The following is a 24,870-nucleotide window of genomic DNA, read 5'->3' as shown; positions in this document are numbered from 1 at the left end:
ACATCCGGGTACCCCTCGTCGCCGACGGCCGCCGCATCGCGGCCGGTGGCGCTACCGCTGAGGAGTGGGATGAGTGAGCAGGTGCGGGCGACGCTGAGGGGCCTGCTGCACGTCCGCCCGGTGCGCGGTGCCCACCGGGTCGCGCTACGGGCGGGGATCAGCGTCCTCGTCCCGCTCCTCGCGGTGCTCGCGCTCGACCGGCCCGGCTGGTCCGTGTACGCGGTCTTCGGGGCGTTCACCTCCCTGTACGGGCGCAACCACGTGCATCTGTCCCGGGTGGCGATGCAGGCGAGCGCCGGGGCGGCGCTCACGGCGTCGGTCGTCCTCGGGGTGCTCGTCGGCTCCCTGGAAGCCCGGGCGTGGCTCGTGGTGCCGGTTGCCGCGGCCGTCGCGGCGGCGGGTGCCGTGCTCGCCGCCGCGCAGGACTGGCACCCGCCGGGGCCACTCTTCCTCGTCTTCGCGTTCGGTGCCGTGGCCTCCGCCCCGCACGCGGTCAGCGACGTGCCGGTCGTCGCGGCGGTGGCCGGGCTCAGCAGCCTGTTCGCCCTGCTCGTCGGCAATATCGGCAGCTTCGTCCGGCGGCAGCGGAGCCGCCCGGCCCGGCTCGCGCACGTGTGGAGCTGGGAGCCGGTGCGCTACGCCCTCGCCGTGGTGCTGGCGGGCGGTACCGCGACCGCGGTGGGGATCGGGCACCCGTACTGGGCGATGGTGGCGGCGGTCGCCCCGCTCAGCGCCCGGGGCGTCACCGCGCAGCTCGTACGTGCCGGGCACCGCATCCTCGGCACGCTGCTCGGACTGCTGACAGCTGCGGCGCTCCTCGCGCCGCAGCTGTCGCCGTACGCCACCGTCCTCGTCGTGGCGGCGCTCCAGATCGTCACCGAGCTCCTCGTGGGGCGCAACTACGGCCTGGCGCTGCTGTTCATCACGCCGATGGCACTGCTGATGGGGCAGCTCGCGGCGGCCCGCCCGACCGGGCAGCTCCTCTTCGACCGAGGGGTGGAGACGGTGATCGGTGCCGTCATCGGCGGCGCGATCGTGCTCTGCGAGCCGTGGTTGCGGGCGCGGATCGCCACCGGTGAACGAAAGCCGGCGCGCTGACGGCCCACCCAGCGGTCCCTAGGGCGCGATCGGGAGGCACCGCTTGTGGTCGGTGGCGTGGTAGCGGGCCACCAGCGCCTGCTCGACCTCCGTCGGCACCGGCCGGCCCTCCAGGTAGTCGTCGATGTGCTCGTACGCCAGGCCGAGCGCGTCCTCGTCGAGCTTGCCCGGGGCCAGGCTCTCCAGGTCGGCGGTCGGTGCCTTGCCGGCCAGGTCGGCGGGAGCGCCGAGGGCCCGGGCGACCGCCTGCACCCGGCGCTTGGTCAGCCCGGTCAGCGGTACGACGTCCGCCGCCCCGTCGCCGTGCTTGGTGAAGAAGCCGGTGACCGCCTCGGCCGCGTGGTCGGTGCCCACCACCAGGCCGTGCATCGCCCCGGCCGCCGCGTACTGGGCGATCATGCGCTGGCGGGCCTTGATGTTGCCGTGCACGAAGTCCCGCTGGGCGGCGTCCCGGAAGGTCAGCCCGCCCGCCACCAGCGCGTCCAGGGCGGCGTCGCTGGCCGGCTTGACGTCGACGGTGAGCACCCGGTCGGGCCGGATGAACTCCAGCGCCGCCTGGGCGTGGTGCTCGTCGGCCTGCACGCCGTACGGCAGCCGCATCGCGACGAAGATGGCCGGGTGGCCGGCGTCGCGGGCCCGTTCGACCGCGAGCTGACAGAGCCGGCCGGCGGTGGTGGAGTCCACCCCGCCGCTTATGCCGAGCACCAGCGCCGTCAGCGCCGTGTCGACCAGGCGGTCGGCGAGGAAGACGACCCGGCGCTCGATCTCCTCCGTGGCGTCGAAGGTCGACGACACCTGGAGTTCATCGGCGATCTGCTGCTGCATCGACATCACGTCGGTCATCGGGGTCCTTCCGTCGGCGGCTGCGGTCTCGGCACCGGCCGAGATTCCGGCGGTGCGCTTCACCGATGCGTCGAAGATAGCCGCGGTCCGGCTCAACGGGACAGCTCGGTGAGCCGGCGGCGCAGGTGGGCGGCCTGTGGGCCGTTGAGGTCCAGGGCGAGTGCCGCCTGGTACGCCGCCCGCGCCTCGGCGGCCCGGCCCAGTCGGCGCAGCAGCTCGCCCCGGGTGGCGTGCCACCACGGGTAGCAGGTCAGGGCGCCGAGCGCGTCGACCAGGGCGAGCCCGGCGGCCGGCCCGTCCCGCTCAGCCACCGCGGCGGCCCGGTTCAGCCGGACCACCGGGGTGTCGTGCACCGTGAGCAGCACGTCGTACCAGGAGATCACCGCGTCCCACGGCGTCCGGTCGTACGACGGGGCGAGGGCGTGGCAGGCGGCGACGGCGGCCTGTACCACGTACCGGTCGGGGTGGTGCGGGGTGCGGCGCAGCGCTCGGCCGACCAGCTCCACCCCGGCGGTGATCGCCGCCCGGTCCCAGCGCGACCGGTCCTGCTCGGCGAGGAGCAGCAGCCGGCCGTCGGGGTCGAGCCGGGCGGCGCGGCGGGAGTCCTGCAACAGCAGCAGCGCCAGCAGGCCGAGCACGGTGGGCTCGTCCGGCATCAGCTCGGCCAGCAGCCGGGCCAGCCGCAGCCCCTCCTCGGCCAGGCCGACCCGGACCAGGTCGTCACCGGAGCCGGCGGAGTAGCCCTCGTTGAAGATCAGGTAGACGGTGGCGGCCACCCCGACCAGCCGGTCCGGCAGTTCCTCGGCCGTCGGCACCCGGTACGGGATGCGGGCCTTGGCGATCTTCTGCTTGGTGCGGGTGAGCCGCTTGGCCATGGTGGCCTCGGGGACCACCAGGGCGCGGGCCACCTCGGCGGTACTCAGCCCGCCGAGGGTCCGCAGCGCCAGCGCCACCTGCGCGTCCAGCGACAGGGTCGGGTGGCAGCAGGTGAAGACCAGCCGGAGCAGGTCGTCCCGGACCACCTCGGGCGGTTCGGGGGTGGGGTCGAGCAGCGACACGGCCTCGGCCTCCTTCCCGGCCCGCCGGGCCTCGCGGCGGATCAGGTCGACCGCCCGCCGCCTGGCCACCACCAGCAGCCAGCCGCGCGGGCTCTCCGGCACACCGTCACGCGGCCAGCTCTCCAGGGCCCGGACCACCGCGTCCTGGGTGGCGTCCTCGGCGAGGTCGACGCTGCCGGTGACGCGGATCAGGGTGGCCAGGATCCGGGCCCGTTCGGCCCGGACCACGCTCGCCGCGCTCGCCGCGGCCGGGTCGGCCCACGCACCCGACCCGTCCGCCGTCTCCGCGTCACCGGTCGGCATCGGCACCGGCTACAGCGGGATGACCGGGCGGACCTCGACCGCGCCGTTCCAGGCCGCGGGGAGCTTCGCGGCCGTCGCGACCGCCTCGTCCAGGTCCGCGCAGTCCAGCAGGTAGAAGCCGGTCAGGGCCTCCTTGGTCTCCGCGTACGGGCCGTCGGTGGTGAGCACGTCGCCACCCTTGCCGCCGCCGACCCGCACGGTGGTGGCGGTGGCGGTCGGGTAGAGCGCGGCGCCGCCCCGGATCACCGCCCGGGCGGCCTCGCCGAACTCCCGGTACTCCTGCATCTCGGCGGCCTGCTCGGGGTCCGTCCAGTCGACGTCGGCGGTGTAGGTCAGCGCGATGTAGGTGGGCATGTCCGCTCCTCGCGTCCGGGGCCGGCGCCGGTCGCCGGCCTCAGTCGGTGCCGGCGCTGATCGCCGACTCCACCATAGGGACGATCGGGAGGACGCCCGGCGGGACACCGGGGCGGAAAAAGTCGCTCAGACCTCGACGAGGGTGGTCAGGTGGCGCTCGACCACCGGCAGCACGTCGGCGACGGTGACCGGGCGGCCCAGCTCGGCGGTGAGCGAGGTGACCCCGGCGTCCCGGATGCCGCAGGGCACGATCCGGTCGAAGTACCCCAGGTCGCAGTCGCAGTTGATCGAGAAGCCGTGCAGGGTCACCCCGCGGGCGACCCGGATGCCGATGGCGGCCACCTTGCGGGCCGGACCCCGGTCGTCCTCCGGCACCCAGACCCCGCTGCGCCCCTCGACCCGCCCGGCGGCCAGCCCGACCTCGGCGCAGACGTCGATCAGCAGTTGCTCGGTGCGGCGCACGTAGGCGACCACGTCCACCGGGTCGGGCAGCCGGACGATCGGGTAGCCGACGAGCTGACCCGGGCCGTGCCAGGTGATCTTGCCGCCCCGGTCGACGTCGACCACCGGGGTGCCGTCCGTCGGGCGGTCCCAGGGCTCGGTGCGCTTGCCCGCGGTGTAGACGCTGGGGTGCTCCAGCAGCAGCACGGTGTCGCCGCGCTCACCGGCCACCACCGCCTCGTGCAGCCGCCGCTGCTCGTCCCAGGCGGCCTGGTAGTCGAGCACGCCGGCGTGGACGGTCGTCAGCCCGGAAGTCGTCGCAGTCACCCTGCCAGCCTAGACCCGGCACCCCGCTCCACCCCGCGTGAGCTCCGTCGCCCGCGTCGGAGAGACGGCGGGGGTCAGAGCGCCGGGACCGTCCAGAGCCAGACGTCGTCGACCCGGCGGGGCGGGCCGAGCAGCGCGGTGGCCGTGCGCCGCAGGGCCTCCTCGTCGAGGTCGTACTTCGCCCCGTCCACCTCGTCGGGGAGCACCACCGCCCGGACCCCCCAGTAGCGCAGGTCGGCCCGGGAGAGCTGGATGCTGCCTTCGGTGACGATCGGGGTGAGCCCGGTCCGACCGGCCTGGTCCATCAGGGTGTCGAAGGTGCGCGGCGGCGGGCCGATCTGGCCCCGACCGTCCGGCCCGCCGGGGCCGAGGAAGAAGCCGGCCGGGATGCGGAACTCGCCCTGGCCGTGGGTGAGCGCGTACGCCTGCCAGCGCTGCCCGTCGGGGGTGACGTCCAGGGTCAGCGGCAGCGGGGTGAGCACCTCGCCGGGCGGGACGTACTGGCGCCAGGTACCGGCCGTGATGAACTGCGGGATCGGCGGGCGCACCGTGGTCAGCAGCGGGACGGGCAGCAGCGGCAGCAGCGCCACGGCGAAGCCGAGGCCCCAGGCCACCGCCGCGCCGCGCCGCCGCGGCGGGTCCGCCCGCAGCAGGTCGACCGTGTACGCCAGCAGCAGGCCGATCACCGGGGCGACCGCCAGCGCCAGCCGGGACGGCAGCGCGGCGTTGACCACCGGCAGGTTGTCCAGCACGCCGAAGGGGAGCACCTGCCCGGTGCGGGTGCCGCCCCACTTGGCCACCGGTCCCCAGGAGAGCACCGCGAAGACCACCCCGGTGATGCCGAGCGCGGCCAGCGTCGCCCGGCGCCCCGGGTCGGCCCGCCGCCACAGCAGGGCGAAGCAGGCCACGGCGAGCAGCAGCAGCGGCAGCCCGAAGAACGAGTTCTCCTCGGTCGGGTTGGGCGCCAGCGAGGTGTCCAGCCCGGCCACCCCGGCCAGCGACCGGCTCGGGTAGGCCCCGAACGCGGCGATGTCCTCGGAGTGGATCATCGGGTCGAAACCGGTGCCGTGGAAGCGCTGCGGGCCGGCGAAGTGCAACCAGAGTGGGTACGCCAGCAGCACCCCCGCCACCAGCGCGGTCACCCCCAGCCCGCGCAGGAAGTCGGGCAACGCCGCCCGGGCCTCGGCCCGGCGGGCCGGGTGCAGCGCCCAGGCGGCAAGGAAGACGGCGAGGGCCAGGGCGGTGAAGAAGAGCCCCTCGGCGGCGATGGAGAAGGCGACCGCGACCAGCACGCCCAGCATGATCCCGCCGCGCCGCCAGCGGCCCGGCCGGCGCAGCCCGAATACGCCGAGCACCAGCAGCGGCACCAGCCAGCCGGCGGTCCAGTTCAGGTGGGCGTTGGCGTGCGCCACCATGCCGGGGGAGTAGGCGATGAAGAGCGCCCCGACGGCGGCGGCCAGCCGGCTGCGGACCAGGTGCCGGGAGAGCAGCCAGTACCAGGCCAGCGCGGTGGCGGCCAGGTTGAGGGTGAGGATCACCAGGAACGTCGCCGGCGCCCCGACCAGGTACGTCAGCGGGGCGAAGACCGCCGCGTACACGGTGACCGAGGTGTTGACCGCGAGGTTCACCCCGTCCGGCACGTTGATCAAATGGGTGAAGAGCGGGTTCTCCCCGTGGGTGAGCGCGTGCCCGCCGAAGGCGAGCAGCCATTCGAAGAGCGCCTGGTCGCTGGAGTTGACGGTGATCGCCCGGTGGTTCGGGTCGCGCCACAGGCCGCTGGTCACCCAGACGGCCAGGGCGACCGCGACGAGCGCCACGACCAGGTCGGCCCTTCGTCCCCGGTCGACGGCGGGCACGCTGGCGGGTGGCCGGTCGGCGGCGCGGGTGGGGGAGGTCGGCACGGAGCGGACGTTACCAACCGGATCCGTACGCACCGGGCAGACACGGAAGCCGGCTTGTGGCGCGACCACGGGCTGCCGGCCACTACATCGGCGGTGACGAATGTGTGAACGCCGGCCATGTCGCCGGTTGGAAACATCGACGTAACGTCGCGGCAACTCGGGGGTGACCCAGTTCACACACCGCAACAGGAGGTCGCCGTGCGCCGCTCCTCATCCATCCTCGCCCGGCTCGCCGGAGCGGTCGCCGGGGTCGCGCTGGCCGCGGCCGCCCTGGTCGCCGTCGCCGTGCCCGCCCAGGCCGCCAGCCTCACCCAGGTCACCGGCTTCGGCTCCAACCCCGGCAACCTGGCCATGTACGCCTACCGCCCGGACGGCCTGCCGGCCAACGCGCCGGCCGTGGTGCTGCTGCACGGCTGCACCCAGAACGCCTCCGGCTACTTCGCCAACTCCGGCTGGCAGAAGTACGCCGACCTGTGGAAGTTCGCCCTGATCGTGCCCCAGCAGTCGAGCGCCAACCAGTCGCTGAGCTGCTTCAACTGGTACACGGAGGGGGACATCAACCGGGGCCAGGGCGAGGCGCTGTCGATCAGGCAGATGGTCGACTACGCGAAGAGCAACTACGGCCTCGACGGCAACCGCATCTTCATCAGCGGGCTCTCGGCCGGCGGGGCGATGACCTCGGTCATGCTCGCCACCTACCCGGACGTCTTCGCCGCCGGCTCGGTCATCGCCGGGATCCCCTACCGCTGCTCGCCGCCTGCGTCGACCAGCACCTGCCAGTACAGCGGGGTCGACCAGACCCCGGCCGCCTGGGGCGACCTGGTCCGCAACGCATACCCCGGCTACACCGGCCGGCGTCCCCGGGTGTCCATCTGGCACGGCACCTCGGACACCACGGTGGTGCCGATGAACGCCACCGAGTCCCGGGACCAGTGGACCAACGTGCTCGGCGTGTCGCAGAGCCCCAGCAGCACCGCCTCGCTGCCCGGCGGCACCAGCCTGGAGGTGTACGGCAGCGACGCCGTCCGGCTCTACCGGGTCTCCGGGATGGGCCACGGGACGCCGGTCGACCCCGGCTCGGCCACCGACCAGTGCGGCACGGCCACCTCGTACTTCCTGGACACCATCTGCTCGACCTACCGGGACGCGCTCTTCTTCGGCCTGAACGGCGGCGTCACGCCCAGCCCGACGGCGACGGCGACGTCCTCGCCCAGCCCGACCGCGTCCCCCACGCCCACCCCGACCGCGTCCCCGGTCTGCGTCACCGCCAGCAACTACGCCCACGTCACCGCCGGCCGTGCCTACCAGTCCGGTGGCTACGCCTATGCCCTGGGCAGCAACCAGCGGATGGGCCTCTACAACACCTTCTACACCACCACCCTCAAGCAGGCCGCCCCCAACTACTGGGTCATCGGCTGCTGACCGGACCCCCGCAGGGGCCCTTCCCGCACGGGAGGGGCCCCTGCGCCGTCACTCGGTGAGGGCGGCGTGCAGGGCGCTGGACAGGTCGGGGTGGGTGTAGCGGAACTTGGCCCTGGTCAGGACGCCCGGCAGCACGCGGGTGCTGGTGAGGGCCTCGTGGGCGAAGCCACCCAGGGCGACCTTGAGGGCCACCGCGGGGATCGGGATGATCGCCGGGCGGCGCAGCTGGCGGGCCAGCTCCCGGGTGAACTCGGCATTGGTGACCGGGGCCGGGCCGACACCGTTGACCGGACCGGCGACGTCGCCCCGATCCAGCAGGAAGACCGCGGCGTCCAGCCAGTCCCGCATCGAGATCCAGGGCAGCCACTGCCGGCCGCTGCCCAGCCGCCCGGCGATGCCCAGCTTGAACGGGAGCAGCTGCGGCTTGAGCAGACCGCCGTCGCGGTGCAGCGGCAGGCCGGTGCGGAGCCGGACCACCCGTACCCCGGCGTCCTCGGCCGGCCGGGTAGCGGCCTCCCAGACCCGGCAGACGTCGGCGAGGAAGCCCTCGCCCGCCGGCGCGTCCTCCTCCACGGCCCGGTCGCCGGTGTTGCCGTACCAGCCGACGGCGGAGGAGTTGAGCAGCACCGTCGGCCGGTCCGCCGCCGGCAGCCCGGCGATGGCGATCGCCAGCGTGGTCGTGCTGTCCACCCGGCTCGACCGGATGAGCTGCTTGTAGGCGTCGTCCCAGCGCTTGTCGCCGACCCCGGCGCCGGCCAGGTTGACCACCGCGTCGGCCTCGGCGACCACGGCCGGGTCGAGCTGCCCGGCGGACGGGTTCCACTGTCGTTCGTCGGAGGCGCGCGGCGGTCGCCGGACCAGCCGGGTGACCTGGTGCCCGTCGGCGGTGAGGCGGTCGACCAGCCGGGTGCCGAGGAAGCCGGACGCGCCGGCCATGAGGATCCGCATGTTCATATCTTCGTTTACGGGGCCGGATTTGGATTCGGATGAAGAACATCAGAAGTCGGGTCCGGTCGGGGACGTTTCGGTGGGGGCATACTTCGGCCGCGCCGCGAATACCCTCAGCTTTCGCCGCTGACCCTCACTACGCGGATCTGGCCGTCGACCGCGCCTCAGCTCGACGGCAGGCGGGGCCGACGCTGCCTGGGACCCGTCACCCCGTACCCCGAGCGCTGGTCAACGGCCCACCCTTCGGCGACCCGGTCGACCTCGACGACCAGGCGATTCCACCCTTCGAGGCGAGAGACGGGACCGGACCGGTCGAGTCGCGCGAGCAGTTGCCGCCGATGCTCGTTGAACCGGCCCTTGACGGTGTCACGCCGACGCCCGGTGACATCGGCAGCCCTGACCAGGCATTCACGGAGCAGGGCCTTGGGGTCGGCGACTGATTCCACCTCGTGGACCTTGGGCAGGCCGAGGCTCACACGTCCGCGGGGATTACCGGCTACTTGCCTAATCGCTGCCTCGTCGAGGAGCAGCCAGGCTTCGGTCATCCGGACGGGGATGATCGGGATGAGGGCTGGGCCGCCCGAAACCGCTCCGACGGCCGTCCTGATCTCGTCCAGCCGGGCCTGGTGGCCGGCGTTGTCGGCGTCCCGGTGGACGACGATCAGATCAACGGGACCGCCGGTCAGTTGGAGGCCGGCTTCTACGCGGGATCTCACGTCCTTGCGGACTTTCGGCAGCCGCTCGAACGGGGGCTGACTGAGCTTGACCTCGACATCGAGTTCGGAGAACAACAACTGGATGTGCTCGGCCAACGGTTCGTCCGAGCTTCCTTCCGCAACGAAGAGCCCGGAGTGCACCCGGTCGCTCATGCCGTCAGTCCTGGGGGAAGGCGCAGTTGCGCCGATGGCGGGCTGGCCAGGTAGGCGACCACATCGGCCTCGGAGAAGGCGGGGCGTCCTGGCGTCGCGCGCCAGGACTTCCGGTACGGCAGGAGCGACAGCGAACGGGTCACCCCCCCTTTTGGCGTCGATCTTGGCCTGAGCTGCGCCAACAACAGGTCGGCCGGGTCGCAGAGCTGCACCACTCCCGGCGCGTGGGTGTTGACGATTACCTGGCGGAATGGGTTCGCGTCGTCCGGCGGGTCGGCCGGGTCGACGGCGAGGTCGCGTACGAGCTGCACCATCGCGGGGAGGTTCGCGGGGTGGATGCCGTTCTCCGGCTCCTCCATGCAGATCAGCCCGGTGAATTCCGCGTCCTCAAGCAGCACACAGAGGGCCAGGAAGCGCAGGGTGCCCTCCGACAGCGCCCGAGCCGGCAGCCTGAGGCCACCTCTCTCCTGAAGGAAGAGGGTGTAGATCTCGCGGGCCTCGTCGAATTCGACATCCAGGCCGTCGACGTTGACTCCGGCGAGGTCGGAGAGCCTGCCGGCCACCATGGCGTACATCCGCTCCGGATCGGCCGACCAGTCGGGCGCGTGCGCGACCCGGTACAGCGTGCTGGCAAGATGCCGGCCGTTCGGGGCGAGAGAGTCCGGGTCCATCGCCTCGTCCGGCGCCCGCAGCGCCGACGGTTCCAGAGCGAGCCGCCGCCAGCTCTGCATCTCCCGTCGGGCTGCGAGGATGGTCGGGTAGTCGCTCGTGTTCATGGTACTGAGAACGGTGCGACTGGCCCGCTCGGCAAGGCGCGATCTCTTGATGCTCTCGCCTTCGGCGTGGACGTCGACAACCAGGCCATCTTCATTTCGATGTTTGGTGGAGAGAAAGGTTCTCCCGCGGTTGGCTGCAATGACGACCGCATCGAGGAAATTTGCCGCTGCAGGGAAACGCAGTCGCGCCCGAGCGTCATCGATCTGTCGCAGGTCTTCCCGGACCAACTGGAGACCACCCATGCCATGTTCCCCGCGTGCCGCCTCGTAGCGAAGCGTCACCTCGTAGCGCAGGCAGGTCGCCAAGGAGCGCGAACTTTCACCGAGCTCGTCGTCGACCTCCCTGGGCACGATCATCTCCGCGGCCAGGGTCATCTCGTGCCGATCGCTGCGGTATCCGTCCCAGAAGAGATCGCGAGGGTCGCCACCTCTGTTTCCCGCCGCGCTCCGCACCCGCTGGGATGCTTTGTGGAGGGAGTCACCGGCGAGGTACGACAGAAATTCGATGGCGTCGAAGACGTTCGACTTGCCCATGCCGTTCGCGCCGGCAATGCAAGTGAATGGACCGAACTCGACATCCACGTCGAGCAGGTTCTTGAAGCCCTGCACCTCCAGCCGGGTAAGCATGGTCAGAGCCTAATCGCAGTTGACCTCGCCACCTACGCCACCTCGGGGACGGGCGCGGCGGTGGCGCGGACGGAGTGGAGGATCGAGACGATCCGGTCCACGTCGTCGGAGGGGAAGAGACCGTCCGGCCTTCGTCTACTCGCCCGCCACCGGCCTGATCAGCCCCGTCAGCAAGATCGCACGCTCAACTTTCCGCGCGGCCGTCGCCCGACAGAGTGCCCGTAAGCCCGGAAGCCGTACAGATGCCGGAGCGGCACCGGGGAAGCCTGCACCGGATCCCCGCCACCGCAACAGCTCAACGCCGTCAACGCCGTCAACGCCTTTGCGCACGACCGTCGAGTACCTGCCGGCAGAAGACGGGCCCGGTCTCAGCAAGTCTCAGGTGAGCGACATGCTCAGGAGTCTCCGGCAGAAGAGGGAAGCGCGAGTCGAAGCGCCGCGGGTGCCGCCTGACCGACCCGACGATGATCAGCTCGCCGAGCCAGGGCAAAAACTCTCCTCGGCCGGTTCGACGGCCCAACCTCAGCCGTCGGCACCTGGCTGCCTTTCCGTCGGCGGATTGGTGGCAGCGGGTATGGCTCTCTGCTGCAACGGCACAGTTCTCGACGGAGATTGGCCCGCCTGGTTGGCGCTGTCGGGTGCTGCAGCCTTGCTCCTCGGGATCGCCGGCACCATCGCCACGGTCCGTCAGAACACCAAGTCAAATGACGAGGCATGAGGCCGCCTGTCGCAGACCTTCAGAGTGACTACGACCCTTCAGGTCCGCCGGCGGGGTAGTGCCCAGCCGAGAAAGCGATCGAAGATCTGGGTCGGGTCGGGGCCGTCGTGCGGGTGGAGAGTGTGCAGTTGGCCGGCCGCGTCGTGCAGCAGCCCGCCGAGGTAGACCAGCAGCGCCACCCGGTCGTGCGCGTACTCCCGGAGGAGGGTGAGTCGCGCGGTGGCGCACGGCCAGGGTGCGGCGCACGCCCGGCAGAGCCAGAGGGGCCGCAGCGGCAGGTGCCCACGGCCGCTCACCATCGGCCGCCGTTGGCCCGCCAGGTCTGTGCCGGGGTGAGCCAGCCCGCCCGACCCACCTGGGGATTCGCCCTGGTCACCTCGTCCCACCAGCGGCTGTTCGGCGGCGGCGCGGGCGGTTCGGTGGGAACAGGCGCGTGCCGGTCGGGGCAGGCCGTCCAGCGCAGGCCGCACGAGCACCAGCGCCGTCCGTAGCGCCAGGTCCGTCGGTGCCGGGGCGCGAGCGGCACCGGGCCCGCGTTGCGTCGCGGCCACCCCATCAGCGCCGACCATGGGGTACGCCGGCCAGCAGTCCGCCGCGTCCCGCCACCGTGTCGATCACATCGTCGGGCAGGCCGCGCGAACGCAGCAACCGCCGTGCCCAGCGGTGCAGCAGGCAGGGGTACGGGGTCCGGTCGCTGCGGCACAGCGGGCCGGTGGGCCACTCCTCGGGCCGGTGCACGAGCAACGCCCGCAGGCCGAGCTTGACGTCCTCCACGGTGACCACCCACGGCAGGGGCAGCTCACCGAGCACCTTTTCCAACGCGTCCACCGGTTCGTCGGCCACTGACCGCACGTGTGTTGCCTCCTCATCGAGTGCGGCGCCGAGGCGGGCGGGGACGGCCGTGCGCGCATGGTCAGCCGGAGCCCGGCACCCGCCCCGGGCCTGTTCACGGAACCCATCGACGGCAGATCGCGGGCAGGGGACACCCGGCCGACTGCCCGGGGGAGTGGTCGGCCGGGTGGTTCCACAGGACGACCAGCTCCGGGTTTGCAGACCAGGGAGCCGGTCAGGTCGAACTTTGTCAGACAAGACAAGTAAAGTCAACGCTGATCTAGCCCTTGCTTGTCATGTAAAGCTTGGCCGTGATCAAATGGCGGTGCAGACCAGGGAGTCAACATGCCCGCCAAAGCAAAGTGGGCGCAGATCGCGGACCAGATCCGTGATCAGATTGCGTCCGGACAACTCGCACCCGGCGAGAGGCTGCCATCCACGGCGCAGCTCAAGGAAGAGCACGGCGTCTCTGCCGGCGTTGTGCGTCAGGCGGTCCTCGTCCTGCAAATGCAGGGCTGGGTGGAAGGCGTACACGGCGTCGGCGTGTTCGTCGTCGAGCAACTGCCCCAGGGGCAGGGCAAGTCCTGATCGGGGTTCCGCGACCGGGTCCAACCGAGGCGTCTCACCTCGCGTAGCCGCATGCCGGGCGCGGTCAGGCGTGCGCCGGGGTGCTACGCAGCTCGGCGAGGAGGCGCTCCACCTCGGCGAAGGCCGCGTCGGGCAGCGGGCCGTACGCCAGCGTTCCCAGGTTTTCCTCGGCCTGGGCCACCGTCCGGCAGCCGGGGATGGGCAGCGTCCGCGGGCTGCGCGCGAGCAGCCAACCCAGCGCGCCCTGGGCGAGGGTACGACCGTCGGCGGTGAGCGCTTCACGTACCCGTGCCACCCGGTCGGCCCACTCCGCTCTGGGCACCCCGTCGGTGAACCAGGGCAGCCACTCCGGGGCGATCCCGCGTACGTCGTCGCCGCCCCGCGCGGCCGGCGCGCCCTGGTACTTCGCGGTGAGCAGGCCCATCGCGAGCGGCCCCCGATTGAGGCTGGCCAGGTCGAACTCGTCGCAGACCGCGAGCATCTCCGCGTTGTCCCGCAGCACCGACTGGTCGTGCTGGATCGTCGCGCAGTGTGGCCCCGCCGCCGCGAACGCCCGCGCCGAGGCGGGGTCGTCGGTGCTCCAGCCGTACGCCCGGATGTTGCCCTCGGCGACCAGCGCCTCCAGCGTGTCGACCAGGTCCAGCGCCTGCGGCACCGGCAGCGCGTTGACGTGCAGCTGGTACAGGTCGACGTGGTCGGTGTCGAGTCGGCGCAGCGAGTCCTCCAGGCTGCGCCGCGCGTAGGCCGGGCTGGCGTCGACGCCGGTGGCCTGCCGGGTGGTCTCGTCGGTGGGGTGGCCGAACTTGGTGGCGATCACCGCCCGGTCGCGGCGGCCGGCGAGGGCGCGCCCGAGCACCCGCTCGCTGTGTCCGGCGCCGTAGTTGCTGGACGTGTCGAAGAGCGTCGCCCCGAGGTCGAGCGCCCGGTGGACCGTGCGCACCGACTCGTCGTCGTCGACCTCGCCCCAGCCGAGCGGCTGCTCGCCCTCCCAGAGCGGGCCGCCGATCGCCCAGCAGCCCATGCCGATCGCGCTGACCTCGATACCGCTGCGCCCCAGTCGTCGTGTCGTCGTCATGGGACCACTTTTCAACCTGGAGTGCGCTCCAGGTCAAGCGTTAGCCTGCGGACGTGACCGGACGACACTCGCCTTCGGAGGCTGCCCGGCGCAGCGGCTTCAGCCTCGACACCCTGCGCTACTACGAGAAGATCGGCCTGCTCGCCGACATCGACCGCACCTCGGGCGGCCGGCGCGTCTTCACCGACGACGATCTGAGCTGGCTGGTGCTGTTCCGCTGTCTGCGCGACACCGGCATGCCGATCGCCGAGATGTGCCGCTACGCCGAGCTGGCCCGGGAGGGCGCGCACACCGCCGGCGAGCGGCGGGCGCTGCTGGAGCGGCACGCAGAGCGGGTCGAGGAGCAGATGACGCTTCTCCAGCGCCAGTACGACCACCTCCGCGAAAGATCAGGTTCTACGACCGGCTCACCTGAGCCCCTCGTCCGGACCCAGCCCAACCCGGCCGATCAGGCCAGCCGGGCGAGCACCGGCGCGAGCGGTTCGAGGGCGTCGCGGCGTACCACGAAGCGGGTGACCCCCCAGCGGCGCTCGTGTGCCGTGACCGCCGCGACGATCTCGTCCTCGGTCCCGATCAACACGAACGGGATGGCCAGCAGCTCGGCCACGGTCATCCCGTTGCCCCGGGCGTGCTCCGCCGCTGCGGCCTCCGCGTCGTCGGTGACCACCACCCGCTGGACCAGCGCCTCCAGCGCAGGCGGGTCGTCCCGACCCGCGGCGCCGGCGGCGACGCAGGCCAGCTGCGCCTCGATCTGGTCGGCCCGCCACCGGGCCGCGTGCGTGTGGCCGTCGGCGAGGGTACGCCCGAAGCCGGTCAACCCGACCACGTCGGCGTGCGCGCCGGCCCAACGCAGCAGCGTCGAGTTGGCGGTGCCCATGGTCAGCGGGATCCGCTCCTGCACCGGCCGGGGTGAGCGCAGCCGCGCCTCAAACATCGCCAACTCGGGGGAGTCGACCGTTACCGGGGCGCCGTCGAGCAGGGCGCGGACCGCCTCGGCGACGGCCACGCAGCGGCGGACCCGGCCGGCTACGTCGGGGCGTTCCCGGCCGACGGCGCGCCACTCGGCCGGGGTGTGGCCGGCGCCGACGCCCAGCCGGGCCCGCCCGCCGGAGACCAGGTCGAGGGTGGCCACGTCGGCGGCGAGCAGCATCGGCTCGCGCACGCCCAGGTTCGACACGTACGACCCGAGCCCGATCGTCGAGGTCACCGACGCGGCGGCGGCCAGCGCGACGAAGGGGGAGGTCACGTCGCCGGGATGGTCGCCGGCGAGCAGCGCGTCGAAGCCGGCCGCCTCGGCCCGGCGGGCCAGCTCGACCCAGCTCGCCGCGTCGGTGGGGGTTGCCTGGAGGGAGAAGGTGGTCACCGGCCCAGCCTGCGGTGCCGACGGCCGCCCGGCCAGCCCGCCGGCCCGGATTCTGCCGACCGGCGAATCCGCTCACGGCGTAGCGGTCGGCGCGGGTCAGGTCTCGTCGGGCAGGGGCACGCCGAGGAGCTCCTCGGTAGTTCCGCCGCGGAGCGCGTTCAGCGCGGCGACCAGCTTCTTCTCCTCGTAGACGAAGTGCGATTCGAGCAGCGCGCTCAGCCCGTCCAGCTCGGCGCGTACCCCGTCGGAGTCGGCCGGGTCGGCGGCCAGATCCTCGACGCGGCGCAGGATCGTCGCGACCACCTCGTGGTCGGCGGTGAGTTCGTCCAGCACTGGGCGCAGCTCGGGAGCCTGCGCGGCCAGCAGCCGGAACGCGCCGCCGTCCTCACCGGTGTGGTGCCGGGTGAGCGCGGCGCAGAAGGTCAGGCAGTGGGCACGCAGGTCGCGCCCGGGGCTGCCGAGGTTGGCGCGCAGCGCAGCCAACTCCTCGCGGAGCCAGAGGTGAATCTCGATCAACTGGTTGCCGAACGCCGTCAGGCGGTCCTGCGGCGGGTGGGAAGGATGCACGTGTGTCCCATGCGGTCCCGCGCCTCCATGCCCTCGGCGGCCTCCGTGCCGGGTACACCGCGACGCTGCGGCGATCCTACGCGGACCCGCCGGTGACGTCCGGCTTGTCGTCGTGCCAGCGGGCCCGGAAGGCTGCCTCGGCCGCCTCGTGGGTGGTCCGCTCGTCGTGCACGACCGACCGGAGGGCGTGCCGGGAGTCGGCGAAGATCGTCACTTCGACGGCGATCAGCCCGACGCAGATCGCGGTCAGCAGCCCGAGCGCGCCCAGCGCCGGCAGGTGATGCGCCACCGGCACGGCGGCGGCCAGCGCCACCAGCACCCCGACCCGGGTCCAGGGGAGGGTGTGCAGGGTGCGGAGCTGGAACAGCAAGTTGGCGGCCAGGTAGCAGATCACCCCGCCGTAGAACAGCTGCAGGGGCGGGCCGTGCACCTTCTCGCCCAGCCCGCCCGCGGAGTCGGTGACCGCGCGGACCAGTTCCTCGCTACCGATCGAGAACATGATGATGCCGGCGATCATCGGCAGGTAGAGGTAGGCGTAGGCGTCCCGGGCCATGGTCATCCGGCCGTGACCGGTCGCCGCGTGCAGGGCGATCCGGGCGGCCGGACCGACGACGTCGAAGTGGGCCCACCAGAGGGCCGCGGTGAACACGATGCCCAGCACGGCCGCCAGCACCGCGGACCAGGTGACCGGCTTGCCGAGGAGGTTGCCGCCGACGCCGACCGAGATGATCGATTCGCCGAGCGCGATGATCAGGATCAGGTCGTAGCGTTCGGTCCAGTGCTCCGCGGAGGTCACGGTCCAGCCCCAGGCGCCCGCGATCAGTCCCGTCCCGTACTGGACCAGCACCACGATGATCCAGAGCACGTCCCGGACGAGCGCGGCCCGGCCCGGGTCGGCGATCGCCGCCGGTACCAGCGCCGCCGCCATCAGCAGGACGGTGCTGCCGACCAGCTCCGGCATGAACTGGATCAGGTGCCGGCGGTCACTCGGGTTGTCCCGTCCGGCGCGCAGGAACAGCACCAGGTGGACCGCGCGGACCGCCACGTAGCTGGCCGCCACCACCATCGGCCCGGCGAACCCCTCCTGAGGGTCACCGAACGCCTGCGGCAGCGCCAGGGCGAAGGCGAAGAGGGAGGCCATCGCGGCCACCATCAGCACCGGCACGAAGCCCTCGCCGAGCCGCAGCCGGGTGGCGGCCATGCTGTGCACCACCCAGCACCACCAGAGCACGGCCAGCACCAGCACCGCGTGCAGCAGGCTCCGGCCGCTGATCTCGATGGCGGTCGCCCGGGTGATGATGAAGAACGAGACGACGAAGACCAGGTCGAAGAAGACCTCGAACTTGTCCACCCGGGCGCCGGGGGCGACCGCGACGGCCGGGCCGAGCCGCCCGCGCCGCCGGTCCTCGCCCATCCGTTCACTCTCGCAGCGTCCGGGCCTCGGGGCCGGCGATTCACCTCAGCCCGTCGGGCGGTGGCGCAGCCCGTCCATCAGCAGGTCGAGCAGCCGGCCGGCGAGGTCGCGCTGCTCCGGGCCGCCGGCGGCGAGGGAGACCCCGCTCAGGCCGGCCAGCACGTCACCCGGGTCGACGTCCGCCCGGAGCGTGCCGGTGGCCGCGCCGGCCGACAACAGCCGGGTGAGCGCGGCCACCAGCAGGTCGCGGCTCTGGGCGTACGGGTTGGCGCCGCCGGCGATCACCAGCCGCAGCGCGTCCGCCATCCCGCGCTTGGTGGCGAGATAGTCGACGAACCGGTCCATCCAGGCCCGGGTCGCCTCGGCCGGCGGGAGCCGGTCCAGCAGGTCGCCCGCCGCGTCGCAGAGCTTCGCCAGCTCGTTGCGGTAGGCGGCCTCGACCAACGCCTCCCGGGTGGGGAAATGCCGGTAGAGGGTGCCGATGCCCACTCCGGCGTCCCGGGCCACCGCGTCCAGCGTTACCTCGGGGCCCTGGCGGGAAAACGCCCGTACGGCCGCGTCCAGGAGTCGCTCGCGGTTGCGTGCCGCGTCGGCGCGCAGCGGTCGAGGGCCGGATGCCGGCACGTCTCCTCCTGGGCTCGGGTGGCCGGTTGGCAAACGGAGGGTCCTCCGGTTAGCCTCGGTGTCGTACCGGAGGGGCCTCCGCTTCTCATCGTAGCGGCCGGACCGCGGTCCGCGCCGCCTCGGACAAGGACGGATCATGACTACGAGCACACCAGTCCGCACGCCCTTCGACGCCCGGTCCACCGCCCTGGAGGTGGTCCGCGACATCGACCTCACCGGCCGTCGCGCGATCGTCACCGGCGGCGCGTCCGGCATCGGGGTCGAGACGGCCCGCGCGCTCGCCGCCGCCGGCGCCGACGTCACGATCGCCGTACGCAACCTCGACGCCGGCCGCACCGCGGCCGAGGACATCACCGGCACCACCGGCAACGAGCAGGTGCTGGTCGCCCCGCTCGACCTCGCCGACCAGGGGTCCGTCGCCGCGTTCGTCGGCACCTGGGACGGCCCGCTGCACATCCTGGTCAACAACGCCGGGATCATGGCCTCGCCCGAGATGCGCACCCCGCAGGGCTGGGAGATGCAGTTCGCCACCAACCACCTCGGGCACTTCGCGCTCGCCACCGGGCTGCACCGCTCGCTCGCCGCGGCCGAGGGCGCCCGGGTCGTCTCGGTCAGCTCCAGCGCACACCTGCGCTCGCCGGTGGTCTTCGAGGACATCCACTTCCGGCAGCGCCCCTACGAGCCGTGGGCGGCGTACGGGCAGTCCAAGACCGCCAACGTGCTCTTCGCCGTCGACGCGACCCGACGCTGGGCCGACGACGGCATCCTCACCAACGCCCTGATGCCGGGCGCGATCCGGACCAACCTCCAGCGCTACGTCAGCGACGAGGACCTGGCCCGCCTGCGCGCCGAGAGCGGCGGCGGGGCCACGCCCAACTGGAAGAACACCGAGCAGGGCGCGGCCACCTCGGTGCTGGTGGCCACCTCGCCGCTGCTCGACGGCGTCGGCGGGCGCTACTTCGAGGACTGCCAGCAGGCCGAGCTCAACCAGCCCGGTACCCGCACCGGCGTCGCCGCGTACGCGCTGGACCCGGAGGCCGCAGAGCGGCTCTGGGAGGTCTCCGAGGAGACCCTGCGCGCCTGACCGGCGGCTGGAACGACGAAGGGGCGGCCCCGGTCGCGATGACCGGGGCGCCCCTTCGTACGCCGGTGTTACAGGCCCAGCTCGGCCTCGAAGTTGCCGGCCTCCAGCCGCTCCTTGACCGCGACCAGGAAGCGGGCGGCGTCGGCGCCGTCGACCAGCCGGTGGTCGTAGGAGAGGGCCAGGTAGACCATCGACCGGACCGCGACGACCTCGCCCAGCTCCGGGTCGTTCACCACGACCGGACGCTTCACCACGGCACCCGTGCCGAGCATCGCCGCCTGCGGCGACGGCACGATCGGGGTGTCGAAGAGCGCGCCCCGGCTGCCGGTGTTGGTCAGCGTGAAGGTCGCCCCGGCGATCTCGTCCGGGCTGATCTTGTTGGTCCGGGTGCGCTCGGCCAGGTCGGCGACCCGCTTGGCGATGCCACCCAGGTTGAGGTCGCCGGCGTTGTGGATGACCGGGACCAGCAGGCCCCGCTCGGTGTCCACGGCGATGCCGAGGTGCTCGGCGTCCGGGTAGGTGATCGTCCCGCCCGCCAGGTCCATCCGGGCGTTGACGATCGGGTACGTCTGCAGCGCCTCGACGGTGGCGAGGGCGAAGAACGGCAGGAAGGAGAGCTTCACGCCGTGCCGCTGCTGGAAGGAGTCCTTCGCCTGCGCCCGCAGCTTGGCGATCCTGGTGACGTCCACCTCGATCACCGTGGTGAGCTGCGCCATCTCGTGCAGCGACTCGTGCATCCGCTTGGCGATGGCCGTGCGGATCCGGGTCAGCTTCTCGGTCGTGCCCCGCTTGCCGCTCGGCTGCGGCTTCGCGGCCGGCTTGGCCGGGGCCGCCGCCGCGGCGGCCGGCTGCGCGGCGGGGGCCGGAGCGGCCTTGGCGGCCTTGGCCTTCTCGGCCGCCTCCAGCACGTCCTGCTTGCGGATCCGACCACCGACACCGGTGCCGTTGACCGAGGAGAGGTCCACGCCGTGCTCGCCGGCCAGCTTGCGCACCAGCGGGGTCACGTAACCCGCGGCCTCCTCGCCGCCACCCTGGACGGGGGCGGTGGGCCGCTGCGGGGTCGGCGTCGCGGCGGACGGCTGGGCGGCCTGCTCGGCCTTGGTCGGCTGGGCCGCCGTCTCGGCCTCCGCGGCCGGCTCGTTGTACGACATGCCCGGGGTCGGCTCCTCGACCTTGGGCTCCGGGGCGGGCTCGGCCTTCGGCTCCGGCTTCGGCTCGGGCTTGGCCTCCGCCTTCGGCGCGGGCGTCGGCTCCGGCTTCGCCTCGGCCGGGGCGGCCCCGGCGGCGCCGATGATCGCCAGGTCGGCGCCGACGTCGGCGCTCTCGTCCTCGGCGACCTTGATCTCCAGCAGGGTGCCGGCGACCGGCGAGGGGATCTCGGTGTCGACCTTGTCGGTGGAGACCTCCAGCAGCGGCTCGTCCACCTCGACGCTCTCGCCGACCTGCTTGAGCCAGCGGGTGACCGTACCCTCGGTGACGCTCTCGCCCAGGGCCGGCATCTTCACCGGGGTTCCCTGGCCCGACGGCGCCGGAGCGGCCTGCGCCTGCGGCTGCTCGGCGGCCGGCTGCTCCTGCTCCGGCTCCGGGCCGGCGCCCTCGGCGGCGGCCGTCGGCTCGGCGGCCGGCTCGACCTGCTCCGCCGGGGCGGCCTCGCCACCACCGGTGGACTCGCCCTCACCCGCGATGACGGCCAGCTCGCTGCCCACCTCGGCGGTCTCGTCCTCGCCCACCACGATCCGGCTCAGCACGCCCGCCGCGGGGGACGGGATCTCGGTGTCGACCTTGTCGGTCGACACCTCGAGCAGCGGCTCGTCGACCTCGACGGTGTCGCCCTCCTGCTTGAGCCAGCGGGTGACGGTGCCCTCGGTGACGCTCTCGCCGAGCCGAGGCATGGTGACCGATACCGGCATGTTCTGAAACTCCTTCGTGGCCTCGTGCGATCCTCGCCCGCTTGCCGCCGGCGTCGCGGAATGAGTGTGGGTCAGGCGTGCGAGTGCAGCGGCTTGCCGGCCAGGGCCAGGTGCGCCTCGCCCAGGGCCTCGTTCTGGGTCGGGTGGGCGTGCACGAGCTGCGCCACCTCGGCCGGGTACGCCTCCCAGTTGTAGATGAGCTGCGCCTCGCCGATCAGCTCACCGACCCGGGCACCCACCATGTGCACGCCGACCACCGGGCCGTCGGCGACGCGGACCAGCTTCACATGCCCGGCGGTCTTGAGGATCTGGCTCTTGCCGTTCCCGCCCAGGTTGTAGTTGTACGTCTGCACCTTGTCGGCGCCGTACTGCTCCTTGGCCTTCGCCTCGGTCAGGCCGACGGAGGCCAGCTCCGGGTCGGAGTAGGTCACCCGCGGGATGCCGGCCTCGTCGATCACGGCCGGGTTCTGGCCGGCGATCTCCTCGGCGACGAAGATGCCCTGCTGGAAGCCGCGGTGGGCGAGCTGGAGGCCGGGCACGATGTCGCCGACGGCGTAGACGTTCGGCACGCTGGTGCGCAGCCGCTCGTCGGTCAGCACGTAGCCGCGGTCCATCTTGACGCCCTGGTCCTCGTAGCCGAGGTTGGCGGTGTTCGGGCCGCGGCCGACGGCGACCAGCAGCAGCTCGGCCTCGACGGTGTCGCCACCGGAAATGGTCAGCTTGACGCCGTTCTCGGTCTTCTCGACCTTCTCGAACGGCTTGCCGACCTTGAAGTTGATCTTCCGCTTGCGGAACGCCCGCTCCAGCGCCTTGGACGACTCCTCGTCCTCCGCGGCCACCAGCCGCGGCAGCGCCTCGACGATGGTCACGTCCACGCCGAAGGACTTCCACACGCTGGCGAACTCCACGCCGATCACGCCGCCGCCGAGCACGATCACCGACGAGGGGACCCGGTCCAGGGTCAGCGCGTGGTCGCTGGTGATGATCCGCTCGCCGTCGACCTCCAGGCCGGGCAGGCTCTTCGCGTACGAGCCGGAGGCCAGGATGACGTTGCGGCCGGTGTAGCGCTTGCCGTCCACCTCGACGACGTTCTTGCCGACCAGCTTGCCGGCGCCCGCCACGAAGGTGATGTTCTTGGCGCTGCCCACCAGGCCCTGCAGGCCCTTGTACAGCCGGGAGACCACGCCGTCCTTGTACGAGTTGACCGCCGCCATGTCGATGCCGAGCAGTTCGGCCTTGACGCCGAACTGCTCCGACTCGCGGGTCTGGTCGGCGACCTCGGCCGCGTGCAGCAGCGCCTTGGTCGGGATGCAACCGTTGTGCAGGCAGGTACCGCCGAGCTTGCCCTTCTCGATCAGCGCGACCGAGAGGTCCAGCTGGGCGGCGCGCAGCGCCGCCGCGTAGCCGCCGCTGCCACCTCCGAGAATGACGATGTCGAAGGTCGCTTCGTTCGGCTCGCTCACGTCCAACTCCCAGGTCGCGTCGCTGCATCGGGGGTCACGGAGGGATGACACGGACACACCCCACCTCGGTCATCTTGTCACTAGCGGACGCGGAGCGCGTAGTGAGGTGCCCAACGACACGTCGTCGACACGTACGCTTGGCACCGTCTTCGATGACATTACGGGGGAGGTTCGGGCGGGGTGGGGTTGTTCCGACGACGCAGGAAGGCGGTCGGCGTCAGCCGGGACCGCCCGGCCGACCGTGCCGATCTCGACCACCTTGAGAACTTCGTCCGCACCCGGCGCGGGGTGGAGGCGTACATCGAGCCCCGCACGACGGTCACCGAGACCACGGTGATCCTGATCGCCGACGACGGCGAGTGGACCCGCCGCCGGGTCGAGGGCCCGGAGGGCGCCCGTCGCTTCGCCCACAAGCTCGCCATCCCCATCTACGACGTCCGCCTGATGGGCTACCCGCAGCGGATGCGCGACTACAACGAACGCCGCAAGCGCCGCCCGCACCTCTTCTGACGCGCGGCGGGGCGGCTCCCCGGAGGGAGCCGCCCCGCGTTCGCGTATCCGTCAGCCGTTGGCGGCGACGTCCTCGACCAGCTGCACCAGGGTGCGGACCGGGACGCCCGTGCCGCCCTTGGTCCAGTAGCCGGTGGCCTCGCCCGAGTGGTAGCCCGGGCCGGCGATGTCGATGTGCGCCCACGCCACGTCGTCGGTGACGAACTCGCGCAGGAACACGCCACCCTGGAGCATGTGGCCGGCCCGGTCCATCCCGGCGTTGACCTGGGAGATGTCGGCGACGTCGGAGTCCATGCCCTTGCGCACGTCGTCCGGCAGCGGCATCGGCCAGGCCGGCTCGCCGACGGAGTCGCCGACGACCTTGACCCGCTCGCACAGCTCCGGGGTGCCCATCACGCCGGCGATCCGCTTGCCCAGCGAGATCACCTGCCCGCCGGTCAGGGTGGAGGTCTCGAAGAGGTAGTCGGTGCCGTCGGCGCAGGCCCGGGCCATCGCGTCACCGAGGATCATCCGGCCCTCGGCGTCGGTGTTGAGCACCTCCACCCGCTTGCCGTTGAACATGGTGATCACGTCACCCGGCCGGTAGCTGGTGCCGGACGGCATGTTCTCCGCCATCGGCAGGTACCCGGTGACCGCCACGGACGGCTTGAGCGCGGCGATCGCCAGCATCGCGGCGCCGACCGCGGCGGCCCCGGCCATGTCGGACTTCATCTCCCACATGCCCTGCGCCGGCTTGATCGAGATGCCACCGGTGTCGAAGGTGATGCCCTTGCCGACCAGCGCCACCCGCTTGCCGGACCCGCCGCCCTGCGGCGTGTAGGTGAGCTTCACCAGGCGCGGCGGGGCCTCCGAGCCCTGCCCGACCGCGACGATGCCGCCGTACCCGCCGGCCCGCAGCGCCTCCTCGTCGAGCACCTCGACCGTCAGGCCGGCGGCCCGGGCGGCGGTGGCGACGGCGTCGGCGAACGCCGGCGGACGCAGCTCGTTCGGGGCGGTGTTGACCCAGTCCCGGCTGGTCCGGACCGCGCCGGCCACCGCGGTGGCCCGGTCGAGCTCGGCCAGGGCGCCCGCCTCGGCGGCGTCCGGGACGGCGATCAGCACCTCGGCCACCGGCTCCCGCCGGGCCGGCTGCGGCTTGGTCTTGTAGCCGGCGAACCGGTAACCGCCGAGCAGCGCGCCCTCGGCGACCGCGCGCAACGCGGCCGGGGCGTCGGCGTCGTCCGGCAGCGGCAGGGCCAGCGCCACCCGGGGCGCACCGGCCAGCGCGCGGACGGCCGCGCCGGCGGCCCGGCGCAGCGTCTCCGGGGCGGGGGCGGCGCCGGTCGGCTCCGGGCCGAGCCCGACCACGGCGACGATCGGCGCGGTCACCGTGCCCAGCGTGGCCAGCTTGATCACCTCGCCCGGTGCGCCGGTTGCGCCGAGCAGCGCCAGCGTCTCGGTCAGCTTGCCGTCGAAGGCGGCGGCGATGCTCTCCGCGCCGCTGGCCAGCAGCAGGATGCCGGCGAGGCCGCTGGTGGCGGCCTGCTCTCCGGACAGGCTGTGCACGCCGATCACGATCGCGTCGACGGCGAGCTCTGCGGGGTCGGTGTCAACCAGGCTCAGGGTGGTGCTGGGCGATGTCACTGAAGCTACTCCGGGCGGGCCGGGCCGGCCGCGTCGTCGCGTACCGGCGGTGATGGTCTCCGGCGGCAACCTACCCGCCGGAGCGCGGGTGCGTCCCGCCGATGTTCATGACGGGTCCCGCCGATGCTAACCA

25 protein-coding genes and 1 pseudogene are annotated in these 24,870 nt (G+C 72.6%); 7 read left to right on the top strand and 19 right to left on the bottom strand.

What is annotated here, in order from left to right; genetic code table 11:
• Positions 1-69: 69 nt before the first annotated feature.
• Positions 70-1,098: an FUSC family protein gene (locus tag AC5RWQ_RS16545; protein ID WP_494283606.1), complete on the top strand. Its 1,029-nt coding sequence runs from the start codon at positions 70-72 to the stop codon at positions 1,096-1,098.
• Positions 1,099-1,116: 18 nt separating this feature from the next.
• Here the strand turns inward: AC5RWQ_RS16545 and nadE are convergent, their stop codons facing one another.
• From nadE to AC5RWQ_RS16520, 5 genes are all read right to left on the bottom strand, one after another.
• Entirely contained in the window at positions 1,117-1,941 is an 825-nt protein-coding gene (gene nadE, locus AC5RWQ_RS16540) for an NAD(+) synthase (RefSeq protein ID WP_494283605.1), read from the bottom strand.
• Between the two features lie 92 nt (positions 1,942-2,033).
• Entirely contained in the window at positions 2,034-3,302 is a 1,269-nt protein-coding gene (locus AC5RWQ_RS16535) for an RNA polymerase sigma factor (protein ID WP_494283604.1), read from the bottom strand.
• Between the two features lie 9 nt (positions 3,303-3,311).
• A complete protein-coding gene (locus tag AC5RWQ_RS16530) occupies positions 3,312-3,656 on the bottom strand; it encodes a YciI family protein (protein ID WP_494283603.1) in 345 nt (114 codons plus the stop codon).
• A gap of 126 nt (positions 3,657-3,782) precedes the next feature.
• Entirely contained in the window at positions 3,783-4,424 is a 642-nt protein-coding gene (gene lipB / locus AC5RWQ_RS16525; RefSeq protein ID WP_494283602.1) for a lipoyl(octanoyl) transferase LipB, read from the bottom strand.
• 74 nt (positions 4,425-4,498) lie between these two features.
• On the bottom strand, positions 4,499-6,325 hold the full coding sequence (locus AC5RWQ_RS16520) for a DUF6311 domain-containing protein (RefSeq protein ID WP_494283601.1): 1,827 nt from the start codon (positions 6,323-6,325) through the stop codon (positions 4,499-4,501).
• 198 nt (positions 6,326-6,523) lie between these two features.
• Between AC5RWQ_RS16520 and AC5RWQ_RS16515 the strand changes: the two genes are divergently transcribed.
• On the top strand, positions 6,524-7,747 hold the full coding sequence (locus tag AC5RWQ_RS16515; protein ID WP_494283600.1) for an extracellular catalytic domain type 1 short-chain-length polyhydroxyalkanoate depolymerase: 1,224 nt from the start codon (positions 6,524-6,526) through the stop codon (positions 7,745-7,747).
• A gap of 48 nt (positions 7,748-7,795) precedes the next feature.
• On the opposite strand, the gene AC5RWQ_RS16510 is transcribed toward AC5RWQ_RS16515, so the two are convergent.
• The 3 genes from AC5RWQ_RS16510 to AC5RWQ_RS16500 form a co-directional block, all read right to left on the bottom strand.
• Positions 7,796-8,695 (bottom strand): TIGR01777 family oxidoreductase, encoded by a 900-nt coding sequence (locus tag AC5RWQ_RS16510; protein WP_494283599.1) that lies wholly within the window; start codon positions 8,693-8,695, stop codon positions 7,796-7,798.
• A 164-nt stretch (positions 8,696-8,859) separates the two neighbouring features.
• On the bottom strand, positions 8,860-9,564 hold the full coding sequence (locus AC5RWQ_RS16505) for a hypothetical protein (RefSeq protein WP_494283598.1): 705 nt from the start codon (positions 9,562-9,564) through the stop codon (positions 8,860-8,862).
• Positions 9,561-10,967 carry an AAA family ATPase gene (locus AC5RWQ_RS16500; protein ID WP_494283597.1) on the bottom strand — a complete coding sequence of 469 codons (1,407 nt, stop codon included), beginning with the start codon at positions 10,965-10,967 and terminating at the stop codon, positions 9,561-9,563. The genes AC5RWQ_RS16505 and AC5RWQ_RS16500 overlap by 4 nt, the downstream gene beginning before the upstream one ends.
• 382 nt (positions 10,968-11,349) lie before the next feature.
• Here AC5RWQ_RS16500 and AC5RWQ_RS16495 point away from each other — a divergent pair, with 382 nt between their 5' ends.
• The gene (locus AC5RWQ_RS16495) at positions 11,350-11,685 is read left to right on the top strand and encodes a hypothetical protein (RefSeq protein WP_494283596.1); all 336 of its coding nucleotides are present in this window, start codon (positions 11,350-11,352) and stop codon (positions 11,683-11,685) included.
• A 38-nt stretch (positions 11,686-11,723) separates the two neighbouring features.
• Here AC5RWQ_RS16495 and AC5RWQ_RS16490 read toward each other — a convergent pair whose 3' ends face one another.
• The 3 genes from AC5RWQ_RS16490 to AC5RWQ_RS16480 are packed head-to-tail and all read right to left on the bottom strand — an operon-like array spanning position 11,724 to position 12,528.
• Complete coding sequence (locus AC5RWQ_RS16490) at positions 11,724-11,984, bottom strand: hypothetical protein (protein WP_494283595.1); 261 nt, start codon at positions 11,982-11,984, stop codon at positions 11,724-11,726.
• The gene (locus AC5RWQ_RS16485) at positions 11,978-12,241 is read right to left on the bottom strand and encodes a hypothetical protein (RefSeq protein WP_494283594.1); all 264 of its coding nucleotides are present in this window, start codon (positions 12,239-12,241) and stop codon (positions 11,978-11,980) included. Before AC5RWQ_RS16485 ends, AC5RWQ_RS16490 begins: the two co-directional genes overlap by 7 nt.
• Positions 12,241-12,528: a hypothetical protein gene (locus tag AC5RWQ_RS16480; protein WP_494283593.1), complete on the bottom strand. Its 288-nt coding sequence runs from the start codon at positions 12,526-12,528 to the stop codon at positions 12,241-12,243. Before AC5RWQ_RS16480 ends, AC5RWQ_RS16485 begins: the two co-directional genes overlap by 1 nt.
• A gap of 333 nt (positions 12,529-12,861) precedes the next feature.
• Between AC5RWQ_RS16480 and AC5RWQ_RS16475 the strand changes: the two genes are divergently transcribed.
• Positions 12,862-13,104: a winged helix-turn-helix domain-containing protein gene (locus tag AC5RWQ_RS16475; protein WP_494283592.1), complete on the top strand. Its 243-nt coding sequence runs from the start codon at positions 12,862-12,864 to the stop codon at positions 13,102-13,104.
• Positions 13,105-13,168: 64 nt separating this feature from the next.
• Here AC5RWQ_RS16475 and AC5RWQ_RS16470 read toward each other — a convergent pair whose 3' ends face one another.
• Entirely contained in the window at positions 13,169-14,179 is a 1,011-nt protein-coding gene (locus AC5RWQ_RS16470; RefSeq protein ID WP_494283591.1) for an aldo/keto reductase, read from the bottom strand.
• A gap of 53 nt (positions 14,180-14,232) precedes the next feature.
• Here AC5RWQ_RS16470 and AC5RWQ_RS16465 point away from each other — a divergent pair.
• Positions 14,233-14,594 (top strand): annotated as a pseudogene (locus tag AC5RWQ_RS16465) (MerR family transcriptional regulator).
• Positions 14,595-14,627: 33 nt separating this feature from the next.
• Here AC5RWQ_RS16465 and AC5RWQ_RS16460 read toward each other — a convergent pair.
• The 4 genes from AC5RWQ_RS16460 to AC5RWQ_RS16445 all read right to left on the bottom strand — a co-directional run bounded on the left by AC5RWQ_RS16460 (position 14,628) and on the right by AC5RWQ_RS16445 (position 18,147).
• The gene (locus tag AC5RWQ_RS16460) at positions 14,628-15,542 is read right to left on the bottom strand and encodes an LLM class flavin-dependent oxidoreductase (RefSeq protein ID WP_494283590.1); all 915 of its coding nucleotides are present in this window, start codon (positions 15,540-15,542) and stop codon (positions 14,628-14,630) included.
• A 96-nt stretch (positions 15,543-15,638) separates the two neighbouring features.
• Entirely contained in the window at positions 15,639-16,109 is a 471-nt protein-coding gene (locus AC5RWQ_RS16455) for a hemerythrin domain-containing protein (protein WP_494283589.1), read from the bottom strand.
• A 76-nt stretch (positions 16,110-16,185) separates the two neighbouring features.
• A complete protein-coding gene (locus AC5RWQ_RS16450) occupies positions 16,186-17,523 on the bottom strand; it encodes a low temperature requirement protein A (protein WP_494283588.1) in 1,338 nt (445 codons plus the stop codon).
• Positions 17,524-17,568: 45 nt separating this feature from the next.
• A complete protein-coding gene (locus AC5RWQ_RS16445) occupies positions 17,569-18,147 on the bottom strand; it encodes a TetR/AcrR family transcriptional regulator (protein WP_494283587.1) in 579 nt (192 codons plus the stop codon).
• A gap of 136 nt (positions 18,148-18,283) precedes the next feature.
• On the opposite strand from AC5RWQ_RS16445, the gene AC5RWQ_RS16440 reads away from it, so the two are divergent.
• A complete protein-coding gene (locus AC5RWQ_RS16440) occupies positions 18,284-19,231 on the top strand; it encodes an SDR family NAD(P)-dependent oxidoreductase (RefSeq protein ID WP_494283586.1) in 948 nt (315 codons plus the stop codon).
• Positions 19,232-19,299: 68 nt separating this feature from the next.
• On the opposite strand, the gene sucB is transcribed toward AC5RWQ_RS16440, so the two are convergent.
• Both sucB and lpdA read right to left on the bottom strand, forming a co-directional pair.
• Positions 19,300-21,141 (bottom strand): 2-oxoglutarate dehydrogenase, E2 component, dihydrolipoamide succinyltransferase, encoded by a 1,842-nt coding sequence (gene sucB / locus AC5RWQ_RS16435; protein WP_494283585.1) that lies wholly within the window; start codon positions 21,139-21,141, stop codon positions 19,300-19,302.
• Positions 21,142-21,212: 71 nt separating this feature from the next.
• On the bottom strand, positions 21,213-22,604 hold the full coding sequence (lpdA, locus tag AC5RWQ_RS16430) for a dihydrolipoyl dehydrogenase (protein WP_494283584.1): 1,392 nt from the start codon (positions 22,602-22,604) through the stop codon (positions 21,213-21,215).
• Positions 22,605-22,784: 180 nt separating this feature from the next.
• On the opposite strand from lpdA, the gene AC5RWQ_RS16425 reads away from it, so the two are divergent.
• Complete coding sequence (locus tag AC5RWQ_RS16425; protein ID WP_334492934.1) at positions 22,785-23,114, top strand: hypothetical protein; 330 nt, start codon at positions 22,785-22,787, stop codon at positions 23,112-23,114.
• Positions 23,115-23,165: 51 nt separating this feature from the next.
• On the opposite strand, the gene AC5RWQ_RS16420 is transcribed toward AC5RWQ_RS16425, so the two are convergent.
• Positions 23,166-24,737, bottom strand: coding sequence for a leucyl aminopeptidase (locus tag AC5RWQ_RS16420; RefSeq protein ID WP_494283583.1), 1,572 nt, complete (start codon positions 24,735-24,737; stop codon positions 23,166-23,168).
• Positions 24,738-24,870: the final 133 nt, after the last annotated feature.

The organism is Micromonospora sp. BS32 (genome assembly GCF_059089345.1).
This window is presented reverse-complemented; position numbering and strand designations above follow the sequence as displayed.